The sequence below is a fragment of the Elusimicrobiota bacterium genome, from assembly GCA_040757695.1.
Lineage (GTDB): Bacteria > Elusimicrobiota > UBA8919 > UBA8919 > UBA8919 > JBFLWK01.
Genome location: JBFLWK010000021.1, coordinates 14,765 through 31,021, shown reverse-complemented (window position 1 = coordinate 31,021; position 16,257 = coordinate 14,765). Strand labels below are relative to the sequence as shown.

Sequence of the window (16,257 nt, the reverse complement as noted above, 5' to 3'; positions counted from 1 at the left end):
TGGGGGAGGGATTGAATTTGAGAAAGAATTCAAAAATTTAACAATTGGAAAATCTGAGGTAATTATCGACGGTAATGATATTTTTATACTTGCGGTAGGGAATATGGTTGAACCTGCTATTTCAGTTGCAAAAAAAATTTCTAATACTAATTTTTCTTGTGGTGTTGTAAATGTTCGTTTTGTAAAACCGCTTGATGTTGAACTTATAAAACAAATCGCTAAAAAAGTAAAAGGAATTATCACAATTGAAGAAAATATAATCTCGGGCGGGTTCGGGAGTGCAGTTTGCGAGTTGTTAGAAACTGAGGATGTAAAAATTCATAGAATCGGTCTACCTGATAAGTTTGTTGAACACGGGAAACAGACCGAAATCAGAGAAAGATACGGTCTTACTACCGACGGTATTTTTAATAACATTAAAGAATGGTTAAAAAAACTCGCATAGATATTTTGCTCTTTCAAAGAGGGCTTGTAGCATCACGCAACAAAGCAACCGCACTTGTAATAGCAGGCAAGGTTGTTGTGAATGGTAAAATTATTACCAAGCCGGGTTTTGCAGTTTCTGACTCGGCTGATATTTTCATAAAAGAACCGGCTGAATTTGTATCCCGTGGTGGACTAAAACTAAAGAATGCGATTCAGGAATTCAAAATAAATGTAAAAAATAAAATCTGTCTTGATGTTGGCGCTTCAACCGGCGGATTTACCGATTGCCTGTTAAAAAATGGCGCCCAGATGGTCTATTGTGTAGATGTTGGCTACGGGATTCTGGATACAAAATTAAGAAATGACCCACGAGTAATAAATATTGAAAAAACAAATATCAGATATTTTGGGAAACACGAACTAATACAAATAATAAAGCACGAATTAACCCGAATTAAAAATCTGCTTATATCTGCTCCTAACCAGTTTGAATCGTTCTTACCTGATTTAGCGGTTGTAGATGTTTCATTTATCTCGCTTGAAAAGGTTCTGCCAAAAGTAAAAGAACTCATAAAAAAAGACGGTGAAATTATTATACTTGTTAAACCGCAGTTTGAAGCCCCTAGAGGCTCTACAGAAAAAGGCGTTGTTAAAGATGAACAAATCCGGCTTAAAGCAATAACTAAAATCAAAAATTTTTCTAAAGCGCTCGGTTTAGAACTTCTCGCTGAACTTCCGTCTCCAATAAAAGGTCCTAAAGGCAATTTAGAACATTTTTTGTATTATCACATTGTCGCTAATGTGATATTCATATTATCGCTAATATGATACTTAATTTTTCAGTAGATCCTATAATACAAATCTTGCTTAACCTTCCTGAGTCCGCGGTAGTACAAGAAAACCACGAAGACACGAAATCACGAAAAAATATTTTACTTGACTTTTCTATAATTATTTTGTAAAATTATACAGAAAACAAATGTTTGATAAAATATGGCAAAAAATAAGCGAACTAAACAAGCGAGCCAGTTATTAACAATATGTTAATAACTGTGTGAATAATTTTTAAAAGGATTCTAGCTAATGGACAAAACTCCACAAGAATTGTGGGAAAACTGTTTAATAGTTATTAGCAAAAAAATTCCGGAAAAAACTTTTGATTTGTGGATAAAACCGGCAAAGCCGATTTCAATTTCTGAAGACAAGTTTTTAATAGAGGTACCGAACAAATTTTTTATTGACTGGATGAAAGAAAATGTTCAGGAAAAAATTGAGAAGGAACTTTCTCATCAATCAGGTATAAAAATTTCGCTTAATTACACGGTTATCCAGAATCTTGATGAATTTTTGAAACCAGAACCTGTATTAGAGCCGATACCTGTTGCAGAGCCGGAATCCATTTTTACAGAAGAGCAGTTTAATCCAAAATACACTTTTGAAAAATTTGTTGTTGGTAATTCCAACAAGTTTGCCCAGGCGGCGGCACAGGCGGTTGCAGAAGACCCGGGCAAAGCATATAATCCACTTTTTATTTATGGCGGTGTCGGGTTAGGAAAAACACATCTGCTTCACGCAATTGGACATAGAATAAAACAAAAAAACAAAACAACAAAGGTTCTTTATATCGTTTGTGAAAAATTTGTAAATGAAATGATTTCGTCGCTAACAAGAAGCACTATGCCACAGTTTCACCTAAAATATCGTTCACTTGATGCATTGCTTATTGATGATGTTCAGTTTTTAGGAAAAGGTGAGCAGATACAAGAGGTGTTTCATCATACATTCAACGCACTCTATGAAGCAAGAAAACAGATTGTTCTCTCTGCTGATTCGGCACCAAAAGAAATCGTTACATTACAAGACCGTCTTAAAAGCAGGTTTGAATGGGGACTTGTTGCTGATATTACAGCACCGGATTTAGAGACAAGAATAGCAATCTTAAAAAGTAAAGTTGTAAATGAAAGAATCCATGTACCTGAAGATGTTTTACTTTTTATTGCATCAAACATAAAGGCAAACATACGCGAATTAGAAGGCGCCCTAATAAGAATTGTGGCATATGCGTATCTTACCGGAACTCAGATAACGGTTGACAGAACACAGGAAATTCTGAAAGATATTGTTAAACCAACACCGGAAGAACTACCAATAACAATAGAAAAAATACAGAAGGTAATCGCAAAAAATTTTAATATAGACATAAAAGATTTAAAGAGCAAAAAAAGAACTGATGCGATTGCTCAACCAAGACAAATAGCAATGTATATTGCCCGAAAATTTACTGAACTATCAACAATAGAGATAGGTGAAGTATTTGGTGGAAGAGATCATACAACTGTTCTTTATGCGTTTGACAAAATAGAAAAACTTATAAATAAAGACCCTTTTTTTTCAGCAGAATTGAACAAGATACTTGCAGAAATAAAAACAACCAAGTAGATAACCTGTTAATAATTTCTCAAAATGGTGAATAAGTTAGCAAAAAAGCAAATGCAAACAAATAGTGTTGATAACTTTTCAGATTTATCTACATACTAATTAACATTAACAAAAATAGAAAAACCTAAAATCAGCGACGACAAAAAATGAATTTATAAAGTAACTAACATGTCCACAGTCGTTATGATGATTATGATTATACTAAAAAAATAACAATAAAGTCAAAAGAAGAAAAAAGGGAGGGAAGATGAAAGTTGTTTGTATGAAGGATGAGTTGTTAAAAGGCATGGGACTTGTATCAGGCGCGGTATCGCAAAAAAGCACATTGCAGTTATTATCTAATCTACTGTTTGATGCAAAAGATAATAGCTTAACACTTGCGGCAACTGACCTGGAAATTGCTGCAAAAACAGTCATAAAAACACAGGTGTTAAAAGAAGGCGGGATTACACTGCCGAGTAAACTGGTTGCTGAGATTATCAGAAAAATGCCACAGCAGGAAATAGAAATTACTGCTGATGAAAATGAAAAAGTTAATATAAAATCAGGCAAGACGAAGGATTCTATTGTTGGAATCTCAAAAACGGAGTTTCCTGTTGTGGTTGACTTTGAAGGTGGAAAAACATTTAAAATCGCAAGGAATATAATACAGGATATGATAATAAAAACAAAATTTGCAATTTCAACTGATGAAACAAGATATGTCTTAAACGGCGTCTGCTTTATAGTTGAAAAAGGAAAGGCAATAATGGTCGCTACTGACGGGAAGCGGCTTGCGTTTATATCTCGTGATGATATCGTAGATAAGAAACTTTCGCATACATTTATACTTCCTTCAAAAGCAGTAGAACAACTCTTAAATATCATTTCGGTTATTTCTGCAGATGAGATTGAAGTCGGTATTTTTGAGAACCAAATCGGTTTCAGAATTGATGAAACGATATTAAGGTCTCGGCTTGTTGACGGTCATTTCCCGAATTATGAACAGGTTATACCAAAAGAAAAAAAAGGTGCGCTTAAAATAAAGACAAAAGAACTTCTGGATGCGACTGACAGAGTGTTACCATTCAAGCCGTCATCAGTGAAGTATTCAGTTAGCAAAGGAAAAATTTATATCTATGCGATGGAACAGGGAAAAGGCGAAGGAAACGACGAGATAGAAACCAATTATAAAGGCGAGCCATTTGATGTTGCCTACAATCCAAATTATGTTATTGATATGTTAAAAGTGGTTGACAGTGAGGAAGTCATTTTTGAGTTTACAACACCTGTCAGTCCCGGCGTATTCAAACCTGCTAATGACCCAAATTACCTTTATATAATTATGCCAATGCGGCTGGATTAGGAATATCAATTAAAAATTAAAAATTAAAAATTAAAAATTACATTTTTAATTGTCTTTTGTATGCGAAAAGGACAGGTTACACATATCTCCGAATTTGTTGAAAAATTTTTAGCCAAAAACTGTATTACACCTGAAAGTTATGCATTAAGACTTTTTTTTTCTGAATTTATAGGACCTAAACTCGCCAAGTATGCAGACCTTGTAAAACTTACGAAAGATACTGTTTTTATATCGGTAAAATCTGCAGTAGTAAAAAATGAAATACTAATAATCAGAAGAAAAATAATAAAGGCAGTTAACGAATTCCTTAAAAGCGAGAAAATAAAAAACCTAAAAATTATTCACGAATAACGGCTCACGAACGAAGGCAAACATCACGAATTAACCCGAATAGCTGCGTTGGTTTTATTCGCGAAAATTCGTGATTTAATTCGTGGTATTTTTCGTGAGGTATTTATGGTAAAAGAAAAACAGATAGCAGCGGAGCAATACGGTGCGTCTAAAATTCAGGTATTAGAAGGGCTGGATGCAGTCAAGAAACGGCCTGCAATGTATATCGGTTCAACCGGTGCTGACGGGCTACACCATCTTGTGTATGAGGTAGTGGATAATTCTATTGACGAGGTGCTTGCAGGGTTTTGCAAAACAATAGAGGTTGTTATACACGACGATAACTCCGTTTCCGTAACCGATGACGGTCGCGGTATCCCGATTGAGCCACATCCGAAGTTCAAAGACAAATCAGCGTTAGAAATTGTTATGACGAAACTCCATGCAGGCGGGAAGTTTGACCATCAGACATATAAGGTCTCTGGCGGGCTTCACGGTGTCGGCGTATCGGTTGTTAATGCACTTTCAGAATATCTTACAGTAGAAGTATATAGAAACGGCAAAATCTATTACCAGAAGTATAATCGCGGTATCCCTGAAGCACCTGTTAAAACAAGAGGTAATACCGACGATATTGGTACAAAGGTTACATTTAAACCAGATGAAAAAGTTTTCTCAACTATTGACTTTTCGTTTGATACGCTTTCAAGTCGGCTGAGAGAACTTGCATTCCTTAATGCAGGCACTCGCATTACTATTATTGATGAACGCGAGGATAAAGAACATACATTCCATTACGAAGGCGGGATTGTTCAGTTTGTAAAATATCTGAATATGAACAAAAACCCGCTGCATTCTGAACCGATATATTTTAAGAAAGAAAAAGACCAGATTATTGCTGAGATTGCAATCCAGTACTGTGATAGTTATTCTGAAAATGTGATTTCATTCGCAAATAATATAAATACAAAAGAAGGTGGAACACATCTTGCTGGGTTTCGGTCTGCACTTACACGCGTCATCAATGACTATATCAAAACCAAAGAACTTATAAAAGATAAAAATGTAGCACTTTCAGGCGAAGATGTCAGAGAAGGCTTAACAGCAGTTCTATCAATAAAACTACCAGACCCGCAGTTTGAAGGACAGACAAAAACAAAACTTGGTAATGCAGAAGTAGAAGGGATTGTTAAATCTATCGTTGGTGAGGCGCTTTCTACATTTTTAGAAGAGAACCCTACAGTATCAGGCAAAATTACTGAAAAAGCAGTTTTAGCCGCAGAAGCACGAGAAGCTGCACGAAAAGCACGGGAACTTACCCGACGAAAAGGTGCTTTAGATAGCGGCTCACTACCCGGCAAACTCGCGGATTGCCAGGAACGCGACCCGGCAAAATGTGAAATTTATATCGTTGAAGGCGACAGCGCTGGCGGTAGCGCAAAACAAGGCAGAGACCGAAAATTTCAGGCAATACTTCCTTTAAAAGGAAAAATACTGAATGTAGAAAAAGCAAGAATCAATAAGATGCTAACAAATGATGAAATCAGAACGCTTATTACTGCGCTCGGTACAGGAATTGGGGAAGAAGATTTTAATATAAATAATCTGCGGTATCATAAGGTAATAATTATGACAGATGCCGATGTGGATGGCGCACACATCAGAACGCTCTTATTAACATTTTTCTATCGGCAAATGACACCACTGATACAAAACGGAAATATATTCATCGCTCAGCCACCACTGTATAAAGTCAGAAAAAATAAAAAAGAGTTCTATGTAGAAACTGACGACAAATTAGAAAGTATGCTGTTAGAAGAAGGTATTGAAAATATAAAAATTTTTGAACTTGAAAAAGATAAACCTTCAATACAATACGACCAGAAAAAACTTTCCGCAATCCTTAAAAATTTGATTGAATTTGAAACGCTCGTAAAAAAACTTGCTAAAAAAGGCGTTTCCTGGGACGGCTATCTCTCGTTTAAAAAGAAAGGGAAATTTCCGCTGTATAAAATTGAAACTGATACCGAGCCGGAATATATTTATACCGAAAAAGAATGGAAAAATTTCAAAGCGGAATATCTGAAAAAGAAAAAAGAAAAACTTTCTAAAGAACTTGCTGCAGCAGGTGAACTCCCACTTGAGATTGTAGAAGAAGAACTCGGCACGGAAGTAAAGGACTTGTGGGAGATAGTGAAACTTGACCTTGTGGTTAAGAAACTAGAACTAGAAAAGGTTGATTTGTCGGATTACGGTAACGGCGACGGGAAACCGCTTTACAGAATTATTACCGGTGATGATGAAATTGATGTCAAAAATTTTAAAGAATTGATAGATGCCGTTATGGATTTTGGCAGAAGAGGCGCTACAATTCAGCGATATAAAGGTTTAGGCGAAATGAACCCCGAGCAATTGTGGGAGACGACGATGGACCCGAAAAACAGAAAACTTTTGCAGGTAAAACTTGAAGATGCGATTGAAGCGGACAAAATTTTTACGACTTTGATGGGTGATAAGGTAGAACCCCGCCGCCTGTTCATAGAACAACACGCACACGAAGTAAAAAATCTGGATATATAAAAATGAAAGAGATTTATCACTGGTCGGTGGATGTAAAACAGTTAAAAAAACACAGAACCGCCTACACAATCTGGCGGCTGGAACATCTGATAAATTATGGACTTCAAGGCAGAAAGTTATCTGAGAAACAGGTAAAAAAATACTGGAACAAACTCTATTTAGACCCAATTTATAAAAAATACATAGAGTTCCTTTTATGGTCAAAAAAACAATATTAACTTCGGCTCAAAAACGGTTTTTAGAATTTTTTAACGATGAAAAAGAATTAACTAAAGAATTCTATCTAACCGGCGGTACAGCACTTGCTGAATTTTACCTAAAACATAGGTATTCCGAAGATTTAGATTTTTTTAATGAAACCGAAGAAATTGATGAAATTGAAATAGGAAAATTTATAAAAAAAATTGAAACAAAATTCAAATTAAAAGAAATTAAGTTTAGAAAGTTTCTTGGATTATACACATATTTTCTTTATTTTCTTAACGATGAAATGCTAAAAATTGATTTTAATTATTACCCGTTTCCAAGAATTGAGAAAGGAATTAAATATAAGGATATTACTGTTGACTCTCTATATGATATTGCAGTCAATAAAGTTCATACTATTTCAGTACAGCCGCGAGCGAGGGACTTCATAGATGTTTTTTTTATTGTCAAAGAAAAGAGATATTCTTTGCATAAACTCTTAATGGATGCAAAAGCAAAATTTGACTGGCATATTGATGCGGTTCACTTGGGTTCAAGATTTTATCTCGCAATAGAAATGAAAGAATATCCTAGGATGATAAAAAAAATTGACCATAGAGAATGGCAGAACTTTTTCGTCAACGAAGCCCGCAAACTAAAAAAGGAAATTTTTAAGTAAAAATGAAAAAACAAAAAACAAGAAAAGTTGTCTATAAGACACGGAAAATAAAAAATTTACTTGTAGGAGAAAACATTACAACAGGAACTTATTCTGCCGATAAAAATAGTTACATTTTTGCATGCACAAACAAAACAGAAAAAGAATGTTTTGAACAAAAATTATTTTCAACCAATAAACTTTATGCAGACAAGGTTTTTTCTATAAAAAAAGAGGATATTTTATTTTTGTTTAATATGGATACGGATATTTTATACGGACCATTTACAGCATCTTCTGATGGTGGAAAAGATTTAGTTTCTGACGCTTGGAATGGGCAATATCCTTATCAAGTAAAGGTTGCACAAAATGGTAAAGTCAAAATTTTGAAAGGAGCAAAAAAAATTTTTACAAAATTAAATATTGATTGGAAAAGCCCTATTGATAATTTTAGAACGAATATCCTTATGAAAGTTTTAGAGAACCCGTCACTTGAAATAGATAATATAAAATTTCCACCAAGTTCAATAAACATAGATGAAAAACCAAAAATAGAAGCAACTACTCTTTGGGATTACCCAAAACAAAGTTATGGAAAAACATCCAAAGGAAGCAATAAATATCCCGGGGTTACCCCAGCGTTTATTATTTACAATTTAATCAAAAGATATACAGAGCCAGGAGATTTAGTATTAGACCCGATGGCTGGTAGTGGAACCACTTTGGATGTGTGTAAAGAAGAAAGACGAAGATGTATCGCTTATGACATAGTTCCAACAAGACCAGAAATAAAACAGAATGATGCACGGCAAATTCCACTTGATGATAATAGCGTAGATATGATTTTTATTGATTCTCCCTACGGAGACAATGTTAGATATAATGACCATCCAGACAATATCGGGAATATTTCTGCAGAAAGCGAAAAGTTTTATGACGATCTTGAAAAAGTTATGAAAGAATGTTACAGAATAATAAAACCTGGAAAAGTTTTAGGATGGCTTATTGGAGACCAATGGGTGAAGAAAAAATTTACTCCTGTGGGCTTTAAAATTTATGAGCGGTTATGCAAATATTTTGAGCCAGTAGATATTATCAGTGTTGTCCGACGGGGGCAATCCTCTAATACAGGCGTCTGGTATAACAGAGCGATACGGTTTAACTTCTTTTTAAGAGGTTTTAAATATTTAATTATAGTGAAAAAAACCGCTGAAGGAGAAAAAAAATACGATAAAAACAGAGAAGTAAAATGGACACATTATAAAAGAGGATAATTATTATATGAACAAATTTACTTTCAAAAAACTAATAAAACTTTATGAAAAAAAGAAATCAGTTTACAAGGAAGATACTTACAAACATATATCTGAGCTTTTGAAAGAAGCAAAAATATTACATAAGCAGGATTTTATGAAAAATCCTACTCCAAATAAAGACCATGAACAATCTTGGAGAGCATTTAAGGGTAAAAATTTAGAGAAATTGGTTATTTATATAATAAATGATGAAGTTGAAAGTTTGAGTTTGAAAATTGCTGAAGGTAATACATTAGAAAGAACTAATTGTGAGAATCTATCAAAAGAGTTAGGAGTTGTAAAAAGAAATTTATTGGTTGATTATGGTGAATTTGGCGCACATCTTCCTGATGTGGATATTGTTATATATGAACCGCATACTTGCAAGATAATCGCTGTTATTTCAAGTAAAGTTACCCTCCGTGAAAGAATTGCTCAAACTGGTTATTGGAAAATCAAATTATCCAAAGACGAAATAACTAAACATATAAAAGTATTTTTTGTTACACCAGATGAAGACGGGACATTAACAGTAAAAACCCCCGCCAAAAAGGGACGGGCAATAGTTGAAATTGACACAGATGGAAGTTATGTTATGAGCGAGACAAAAATAGAAGAAAGCAATAAAGTAAAAATGTTTGATAAGTTTATAGAAGATTTGAAAAAAATATTAAAGGATGGTGAAAAAAAATGAAACAATATTTTGGAACGCATTTTGTGGAAATTAAAAATCCACAAACTCAAGCAAGTTTTTTTATTGATATGGAAGGACCATATCACAAGAAAAAGGAAAAGATTGGAGAGCATATTTACGGTGAAACCCTTTATATTGACGATGTTCCATATCACTTTGAAAAGTATATTCCTGCGAAAGATGAATTGAAAAAATTTGAGAAAGAAAATACAGGTATCCCTCGTTTTTCAAAAGGGGGATACTTTTATCGCCTTGTGCCGTTTACGAAGGACTGAAACAAATGGCGAAACTTACCGAAAGAGAAAAACAGGAAATTAAAGAATTTACAGAACTTGTCAAGAAAAAATGTGGCAAGGAAATAAACTTTATTAAATTATATGGTTCTGCAGTAAGAAATAATTTAAGACGAGATTCTGATATAGATGTTTTAATTGTTTCTAAAAAGAGAAGTTTGGATTTAAGAGAAAAAATTTTTGATATTGTAACACAAATAGCGATGAAATACGACAGAATCCTCACACCTAAAATTATTGATGAAAAAAGGTTCAGGTACCTTAATTGGCTTGAGACACCATTTATGATGAATGTAAAAAAGGAAGGAGTAATTTTGTGGCGAACAAACTCAAAATCAAGATAAACCTATTACTTAAGAATGTAGAAGAAAGGATGGAATCCGCAGAGGCATTATATAAACTTAAGAACTATAAAGATGCAATTTCAAGAGCGTATTACGCAATGCATGATGTGACACTGGCAATTCTTTTAACTAAAAATATAACACCTAAAACACATTCAGGAATCTTAAAAATGTTTAATTTCCATTTTATTAAAACAAAAAAAATAGAATACAAATATTATAAATTACTCGCTAATGCATATGATATGAGAGAAAATGGCGATTACGAAGTTTTTTATGAGGCAACAGAAGAAGAAACAAGGCAACTTATAGATAATGCGGCTAAGTTTATTGAAAAGATAAAAGAGATTTTAGCGAAGGAAGAATATTGAAACAAATGGCGAAACTTACTAAAAGAGAAAGACAGGAAATCAAGGAGTTTACAGAACTTGTCAAGAAGGAATGTGGCAAGAAAATAAGGGTTATAAAACTTTTTGGTTCTGCTGCCAGAAACAAAATCAATAAAGATTCTGATTTGGATATTTTTTTTGTGGTAAAAGGGGAGTGGTTAAAAATATTCCATAAAATTATTTCAATATCCACAGATATATGTCTGAAATACGGCCGGTATATTTCCCCTAAGGTTTACGAAGAAAAAAGATATAAATACCTTAAACAAATATATTCGCCTTTTATACAAAATGTTGAAAAGGAAGGGAAGATTATATGGAAAAATTATTGAAAGACCATGTTAATAAAAGATTAAATAAAGCACAAAAAAAATTTGAGGTGGCTGAAATCTTATTCAAGAAAAAGCAATACGATGATGCTATTTCTCGCGCTTATTATGCAATGTATCATTCTACAATGGCATTACTCTCTACGAAAAACATTGTTCCCAAAACGCATTCTGGATTGTTTAATGAGAAGATAAAAAAAGTTTTAACAGGGAAAGGATATTAGAACAAATGGCAAAAAGAGGAAGACCTAAAAAAATTAAGGACGAAATAACACAAGAAGCAAAGGAAATGCAAGAGGAGATGAAAACTCCCGCCGAGCCCGCAGCACCTGTATCTTCTGAAAAATCAGAAAAAGAAAAACCAACCATTCCACCGCCAACATTTGCCCCATCAGAACGCGTTCAACCCAGAAATATTGAAGACGAAATGAAGACATCCTATATTGATTATTCAATGTCTGTGATTGTCGGCAGAGCGCTTCCGGATGTTCGTGATGGTTTAAAACCGGTTCATCGCCGCATACTTTTTACAATGAAAGAAATGGGCTTGAAACATAACTCGGCCTACAAAAAATCTGCCCGCGTTGTCGGCGATTGCCTTGGAAAGTACCATCCACATGGTGATATGTCTGTCTATGATGCGATGGTGAGAATGGCGCAGGATTTTTCGCTTCGGTATACTCTGGTTGATGGTCAAGGCAATTTCGGTTCAGTCGACGGGGATCCACCAGCGGCGATGCGATATACCGAAGTCCGACTTGCACAGGTTTCAGAAGAAGTGCTCGGCGACCTTGACAAAAACACCGTTGATTTCGGGCCAAACTATGACGGTTCACTTACAGAGCCACTCATACTTCCGTCTAAACTGCCTAATCTCCTTCTGAACGGCTCCTCCGGAATCGCAGTTGGCATGGCAACAAATATTCCACCGCATAATCTGTCAGAAATTTGCGATGGCTTAATCGCACTTATTGATAATCCTGAAATTGAAATTACAGAACTTGCAAAAATAATAAGAGGACCTGATTTCCCAACTGCGGGAATTATTTTTGGTAGACAGGGTATCAAGGACTATTTTGCAACCGGTCGTGGCTCAGTAAGAATCCGCGCAAAAGCCGAAATTGAGGATATAAAAAGCGGAAAAACAGCAATCATCGTCAACGAACTGCCGTATCAGGTTAATAAAGCCCAACTTATTGAAACGATTGCCGACCTTGTAAAAGATAAAAAAATTGAGGATATTTCCGATATAAGAGATGAGTCGGACAGAACGGGTATGCGGCTTGTGATTGAAGTAAAACGTGACGGTAACCCGCAGGTAGTATTGAACCAACTCTTCAAGCATACACAGATGGAAGACTCCTTCGGTGTGATAATGCTTGCGCTTGTGAATAATCGTCCACGGGTTCTTAATATGAAAGAGATGCTTGTGCAGTATATTGAGCATCGCAAAATCATCGTTGTCCGTCGGACTAAATTTGAACTACAAAGAGCGGAAGCACGTGCTCATATTTTGGAAGGATTAAAAATTGCGCTTGAAAATCTTAACAAAATTGTAAAACTAATCAAAGAATCAAAAGATACCGATATAGCGCGAACACGGCTGATGGAGGAATTCAAACTATCAAAAATCCAGGCGCAGGCGATTCTTGATATGAAACTAGCGCAACTAACAGGGCTTGAGCGAAAGAAAATAGACGATGAGTATTTGGAGTTAATAAAAACGATAGAACGATTAAAATCAATTCTTGCAGACCCGAAAAAAGTGCTTACCATCATCAAGAACGAACTTGCCGAACTGAAAGAAAAATACGGCGACGTTCGACGCACAAAAATCCAGGCACAGACGGTAGAACTGGATATTGACGATTTGATACAGGAAGAGGATGTGGTTGTTACAATCTCGCATGCTGGATATATCAAACGTCTGCCAGTTACAACATATAAAGCACAACGACGTGGCGGTAAGGGTGTAATGGGAATGATAACACGCGAGGAGGATTTTGTAGAGCAACTTTTCGTAACTTCAACACATTCATATCTGCTGCTGTTTACAAACCGAGGTCGTATTCACTGGGTGAGGGTTTATGAAATCCCGGAAGCTGCCCGAACTGCTAAAGGTAAAGCAATCATAAATCTTGTTCAACTTTCATCAACGGAAGAAAAAATTACCGCTGCAATCCCGATAAGAACTTTTGAAGAAAAAAAAGAATCTTATCTGTTGATGGCAACCCGTAATGGAACTATCAAAAAAACAGCACTTTCAGAATACTCAAATATCAGAAAAACAGGTATTATTGCTATCAATCTTGGAGACGGCGATTCGCTGATTGATGTCAAACATACCAACGGCGAAAGCGAGGTTATTTTAGCAACTAAAAATGGTTTGGCAATCAGGTTTAACGAAAAAGAAGTAAGAACAATCGGCAGAAGCGGGAAAGGTGTCCGCGGAATACGACTTAACAAAGAAGACGAAGTTGTAGGTATGGAAACCGTCTCATCTAAAGATACTGTGCTGATTGCTACTGTTAACGGCTATGGTAAAAGAACAGATATTGATGAATACCGTTTGCAATCGCGTGGCGGAAAAGGTGTAATCAATATAAAAACAACTGAACGAAATGGAAGTGTTGTCGGTATTAAGAATGTCAGAGATGATAGCGATATAATGCTTATGACTGAAAAAGGAATTATGATAAGAATGGCAGTTAAAGGTATTTCAGTGATAGGAAGGAATACGCAAGGTGTTAGATTGATTCGGCTTGAAGAAGGCGATAAACTTGCATCTATCGCATATGCTGCGAAAGAAAACGGTAATGGCGAGTAGCCCCCGAATTTATTCGGAGGTGAGCGTAGCGAATAAAATGAAATTTGAGACGATAAATCATACTGCTGATGTCGGCATCGTTGCTTACGGGAAAACATTACATGAACTTTTTGAGAATGCTGCATCCGGTATGTTTTCTATGATTATCCCACCTGATAAAGTTAAAGAGAAACTGTTAATTTCTATCTCAATTGATGCACACGATTTAGAGGAACTTTTAATAACATATCTGAATGAACTTTTATATTATTATTCTACAAAAAAGGTGCTGTTTAAGAGATTTGAGATTTTAGAATTGAGTGAAACGCATCTTGATGCTCGGGTATCAGGCGAGAAAATCGCCGACCACGAAATCTTAAACGATATAAAAGCTGCAACCTACCACAACTTAAAAATAGAAAAATTGGCCGACGGCACATATAAAACTCCGATTATCTTTGATGTATAATAGGTAGCCGTGAATTTTCAATTCACGGTCTTGCGGCGACTAAAAGCCTGTCCTCACGAATGTGGAGCTCGCCGGCTACTTTTTCACAAATTTTGGATTCAGTGATTCCGTGATTAAAGACAGAAAAGAAAGAACAATTAACCACAGATGGACACAGATTGACACGGAGAAAATGTCATTCTGAGGGCGAAGCCCGAAGAATCTCAAAACCGAGATGCTTCATTTCATTCAGCATGACATCTATGTGAATCTGTGGTTCCAAGAGTTTTTCAGTGAACCCTATGTATCCGTGTCCACTAAAAAAAATTGATGATTACCGCTGGAAAATTGAAAAAACTGGTGCGATGAAAACCGAGGGGCTGATTTTTGCATCTGAGAAAATGGTGCCGAACATCTGTTCGGATAACGCGTACCAGCAGGTCTCAAATGTTGCATCACTTCCGGGTATTATCGGAAAATCACTTGCGATGCCGGATATTCACTGGGGCTACGGGTTTCCAATAGGCGGTGTCGGTGCATTTGATTTAAACAATGGAATAATTTCTCCTGGTGGGATTGGCTATGATATCAACTGCGGAGTCAGACTTTTAAGAACAAACCTTTCCAAAAAAGACATTTACAAAAATATCAAAAATTTAATTCCTGCACTTTTTACAAATATACCATCAGGTGTAGGCTCAACGGGGAAATTAAACCTGTTACCATCAGAAGTAAAACAGGTTTTAGAAAAAGGTGCAAAGTGGGCTGTAGAAAAAGGGTTTGGTGAAAAAAACGACTTAAAAAATACCGAAGAAAACGGCACACTTGAAGGCGCTAATTTTGTTAATGTCTCACAACGGGCAATAGAACGAGGTCGTGAGCAACTCGGCACACTCGGTGCCGGGAACCATTTTTTAGAAGTCCAGGAAGTTGTAGAAATTTATGACGAAAGTTTTGCAAAAAAGTTCGGGCTGTTTTTAGGGCAAATAACAATAATGATACATACAGGAAGTCGTGGGCTTGGGTATCAGGTCTGCGATGATTATATAAAAGTTATGCTTGATGCGGCAAGAAAATACGGGATAAATCTTGTTGATAAACAACTCGCATGCGCACCTGTTCTGTCTGACGAGGGAAAAAGATATTTTTCAGCAATGGCATCCGCGGCAAATTATGCATGGGCAAATAGACAAATCATAACACACTGGGTTCGTGAAACATTTATGAAACTACTTACAAAATCGCCAAAAGAACTTGGACTTGAACTGGTTTATGATGTTGCACATAATATCGGCAAGTTTGAAGACCATTCCGGTAAAAGAATTTTCATTCATAGAAAAGGTGCAACCCGCTCGTTCCCGAATATACCAGTTTTAATTCCCGGCACTATGGGTACTGCAAGTTATGTGCTCGTCGGCACTGAACAGGCACTCAAAGAAACATTCGGTTCTACCTGTCACGGTGCGGGTCGCCAAATGTCAAGAACTCAGGCGTTAAAAGGTGAACGAGGAAGCGAACTCGCAAAACGGCTTGAAACAGAAGGCATCACTGTTCAAGCAAAAGAATGGAAAACACTTGCAGAAGAATCGCCGAACGCTTACAAAGATGTGAACCTGGTTGTTGAGGTCTGCCATAATGCTGGAATATCAAAAAAAATAGCAAAAATGAAACCGCTTGGTGTAATTAAGGGCTGAA

The 16,257-nt window shown here is 35.9% G+C and carries 18 protein-coding genes; all 18 read left to right on the top strand.

Annotation, left to right across the window (positions count from 1 at the left end; genetic code table 11):
- A partial coding sequence (locus tag AB1349_05720) for a transketolase C-terminal domain-containing protein (protein ID MEW6556838.1) occupies positions 1 to 445 on the top strand: 445 nt, incomplete at its 5' end.
- Positions 424 to 1,254: a TlyA family RNA methyltransferase gene (locus AB1349_05715; protein ID MEW6556837.1), complete on the top strand. Its 831-nt coding sequence runs from the start codon at positions 424 to 426 to the stop codon at positions 1,252 to 1,254. The genes AB1349_05720 and AB1349_05715, both read left to right, overlap by 22 nt.
- 255 nt (positions 1,255 to 1,509) lie before the next feature.
- Positions 1,510 to 2,865: a chromosomal replication initiator protein DnaA gene (gene dnaA / locus AB1349_05710; protein MEW6556836.1), complete on the top strand. Its 1,356-nt coding sequence runs from the start codon at positions 1,510 to 1,512 to the stop codon at positions 2,863 to 2,865.
- 247 nt (positions 2,866 to 3,112) lie between these two features.
- The gene (gene dnaN / locus AB1349_05705) at positions 3,113 to 4,210 is read left to right on the top strand and encodes a DNA polymerase III subunit beta (GenBank protein MEW6556835.1); all 1,098 of its coding nucleotides are present in this window, start codon (positions 3,113 to 3,115) and stop codon (positions 4,208 to 4,210) included.
- Positions 4,211 to 4,270: 60 nt separating this feature from the next.
- Entirely contained in the window at positions 4,271 to 4,561 is a 291-nt protein-coding gene (locus tag AB1349_05700) for a DciA family protein (GenBank protein ID MEW6556834.1), read from the top strand.
- A 105-nt stretch (positions 4,562 to 4,666) separates the two neighbouring features.
- Positions 4,667 to 7,120: a DNA topoisomerase (ATP-hydrolyzing) subunit B gene (gyrB, locus tag AB1349_05695; GenBank protein MEW6556833.1), complete on the top strand. Its 2,454-nt coding sequence runs from the start codon at positions 4,667 to 4,669 to the stop codon at positions 7,118 to 7,120.
- 2 nt (positions 7,121 to 7,122) lie between these two features.
- Positions 7,123 to 7,338 carry a hypothetical protein gene (locus AB1349_05690; protein ID MEW6556832.1) on the top strand — a complete coding sequence of 72 codons (216 nt, stop codon included), beginning with the start codon at positions 7,123 to 7,125 and terminating at the stop codon, positions 7,336 to 7,338.
- A complete protein-coding gene (locus tag AB1349_05685) occupies positions 7,317 to 7,985 on the top strand; it encodes a nucleotidyl transferase AbiEii/AbiGii toxin family protein (protein MEW6556831.1) in 669 nt (222 codons plus the stop codon). The genes AB1349_05690 and AB1349_05685 overlap by 22 nt, the downstream gene beginning before the upstream one ends.
- Before the next feature lie 2 nt (positions 7,986 to 7,987).
- Entirely contained in the window at positions 7,988 to 9,238 is a 1,251-nt protein-coding gene (locus AB1349_05680; protein MEW6556830.1) for a DNA methyltransferase, read from the top strand.
- 7 nt (positions 9,239 to 9,245) lie between these two features.
- Positions 9,246 to 9,953 (top strand): BsaWI family type II restriction enzyme, encoded by a 708-nt coding sequence (locus tag AB1349_05675; GenBank protein MEW6556829.1) that lies wholly within the window; start codon positions 9,246 to 9,248, stop codon positions 9,951 to 9,953.
- Positions 9,950 to 10,228 (top strand): hypothetical protein, encoded by a 279-nt coding sequence (locus tag AB1349_05670; protein ID MEW6556828.1) that lies wholly within the window; start codon positions 9,950 to 9,952, stop codon positions 10,226 to 10,228. Before AB1349_05675 ends, AB1349_05670 begins: the two co-directional genes overlap by 4 nt.
- A 5-nt stretch (positions 10,229 to 10,233) precedes the next feature.
- Positions 10,234 to 10,590 (top strand): nucleotidyltransferase domain-containing protein, encoded by a 357-nt coding sequence (locus tag AB1349_05665; GenBank protein ID MEW6556827.1) that lies wholly within the window; start codon positions 10,234 to 10,236, stop codon positions 10,588 to 10,590.
- Entirely contained in the window at positions 10,563 to 10,961 is a 399-nt protein-coding gene (locus AB1349_05660) for a HEPN domain-containing protein (GenBank protein MEW6556826.1), read from the top strand. Before AB1349_05665 ends, AB1349_05660 begins: the two co-directional genes overlap by 28 nt.
- Positions 10,962 to 10,966: 5 nt before the next feature.
- Positions 10,967 to 11,311 (top strand): nucleotidyltransferase domain-containing protein, encoded by a 345-nt coding sequence (locus AB1349_05655; GenBank protein ID MEW6556825.1) that lies wholly within the window; start codon positions 10,967 to 10,969, stop codon positions 11,309 to 11,311.
- Positions 11,296 to 11,532, top strand: a complete 237-nt coding sequence (locus AB1349_05650) for a HEPN domain-containing protein (GenBank protein MEW6556824.1) — start codon at positions 11,296 to 11,298, stop codon at positions 11,530 to 11,532. Before AB1349_05655 ends, AB1349_05650 begins: the two co-directional genes overlap by 16 nt.
- A 5-nt stretch (positions 11,533 to 11,537) precedes the next feature.
- A complete protein-coding gene (gene gyrA, locus AB1349_05645; protein ID MEW6556823.1) occupies positions 11,538 to 14,135 on the top strand; it encodes a DNA gyrase subunit A in 2,598 nt (865 codons plus the stop codon).
- Positions 14,136 to 14,172: 37 nt separating this feature from the next.
- Entirely contained in the window at positions 14,173 to 14,583 is a 411-nt protein-coding gene (locus AB1349_05640; protein ID MEW6556822.1) for an archease, read from the top strand.
- A 281-nt stretch (positions 14,584 to 14,864) separates the two neighbouring features.
- On the top strand, positions 14,865 to 16,256 hold the full coding sequence (locus tag AB1349_05635; protein ID MEW6556821.1) for an RtcB family protein: 1,392 nt from the start codon (positions 14,865 to 14,867) through the stop codon (positions 16,254 to 16,256).
- The last annotated feature ends 1 nt before the right edge of the window (position 16,257 follow it).

Bases quoted from the DNA above. Each gene is read 5' to 3' on its own strand.
- AB1349_05715 (MEW6556837.1), top strand. From the start codon at position 424: ATGGTTAAAAAAACTCGCATAGATATTTTGCTCTTTCAAAGAGGGCTT.
- dnaA (MEW6556836.1), top strand. From the start codon at position 1,510: ATGGACAAAACTCCACAAGAATTGTGGGAAAACTGTTTAATAGTTATT.
- dnaN (MEW6556835.1), top strand. From the start codon at position 3,113: ATGAAAGTTGTTTGTATGAAGGATGAGTTGTTAAAAGGCATGGGACTT.
- AB1349_05700 (MEW6556834.1), top strand. From the start codon at position 4,271: ATGCGAAAAGGACAGGTTACACATATCTCCGAATTTGTTGAAAAATTT.
- gyrB (MEW6556833.1), top strand. From the start codon at position 4,667: ATGGTAAAAGAAAAACAGATAGCAGCGGAGCAATACGGTGCGTCTAAA.
- AB1349_05690 (MEW6556832.1), top strand. From the start codon at position 7,123: ATGAAAGAGATTTATCACTGGTCGGTGGATGTAAAACAGTTAAAAAAA.
- AB1349_05685 (MEW6556831.1), top strand. From the start codon at position 7,317: ATGGTCAAAAAAACAATATTAACTTCGGCTCAAAAACGGTTTTTAGAA.
- AB1349_05680 (MEW6556830.1), top strand. From the start codon at position 7,988: ATGAAAAAACAAAAAACAAGAAAAGTTGTCTATAAGACACGGAAAATA.
- AB1349_05675 (MEW6556829.1), top strand. From the start codon at position 9,246: ATGAACAAATTTACTTTCAAAAAACTAATAAAACTTTATGAAAAAAAG.
- AB1349_05670 (MEW6556828.1), top strand. From the start codon at position 9,950: ATGAAACAATATTTTGGAACGCATTTTGTGGAAATTAAAAATCCACAA.
- AB1349_05665 (MEW6556827.1), top strand. From the start codon at position 10,234: ATGGCGAAACTTACCGAAAGAGAAAAACAGGAAATTAAAGAATTTACA.
- AB1349_05655 (MEW6556825.1), top strand. From the start codon at position 10,967: ATGGCGAAACTTACTAAAAGAGAAAGACAGGAAATCAAGGAGTTTACA.
- AB1349_05650 (MEW6556824.1), top strand. From the start codon at position 11,296: ATGGAAAAATTATTGAAAGACCATGTTAATAAAAGATTAAATAAAGCA.
- gyrA (MEW6556823.1), top strand. From the start codon at position 11,538: ATGGCAAAAAGAGGAAGACCTAAAAAAATTAAGGACGAAATAACACAA.
- AB1349_05640 (MEW6556822.1), top strand. From the start codon at position 14,173: ATGAAATTTGAGACGATAAATCATACTGCTGATGTCGGCATCGTTGCT.
- AB1349_05635 (MEW6556821.1), top strand. From the start codon at position 14,865: ATGTATCCGTGTCCACTAAAAAAAATTGATGATTACCGCTGGAAAATT.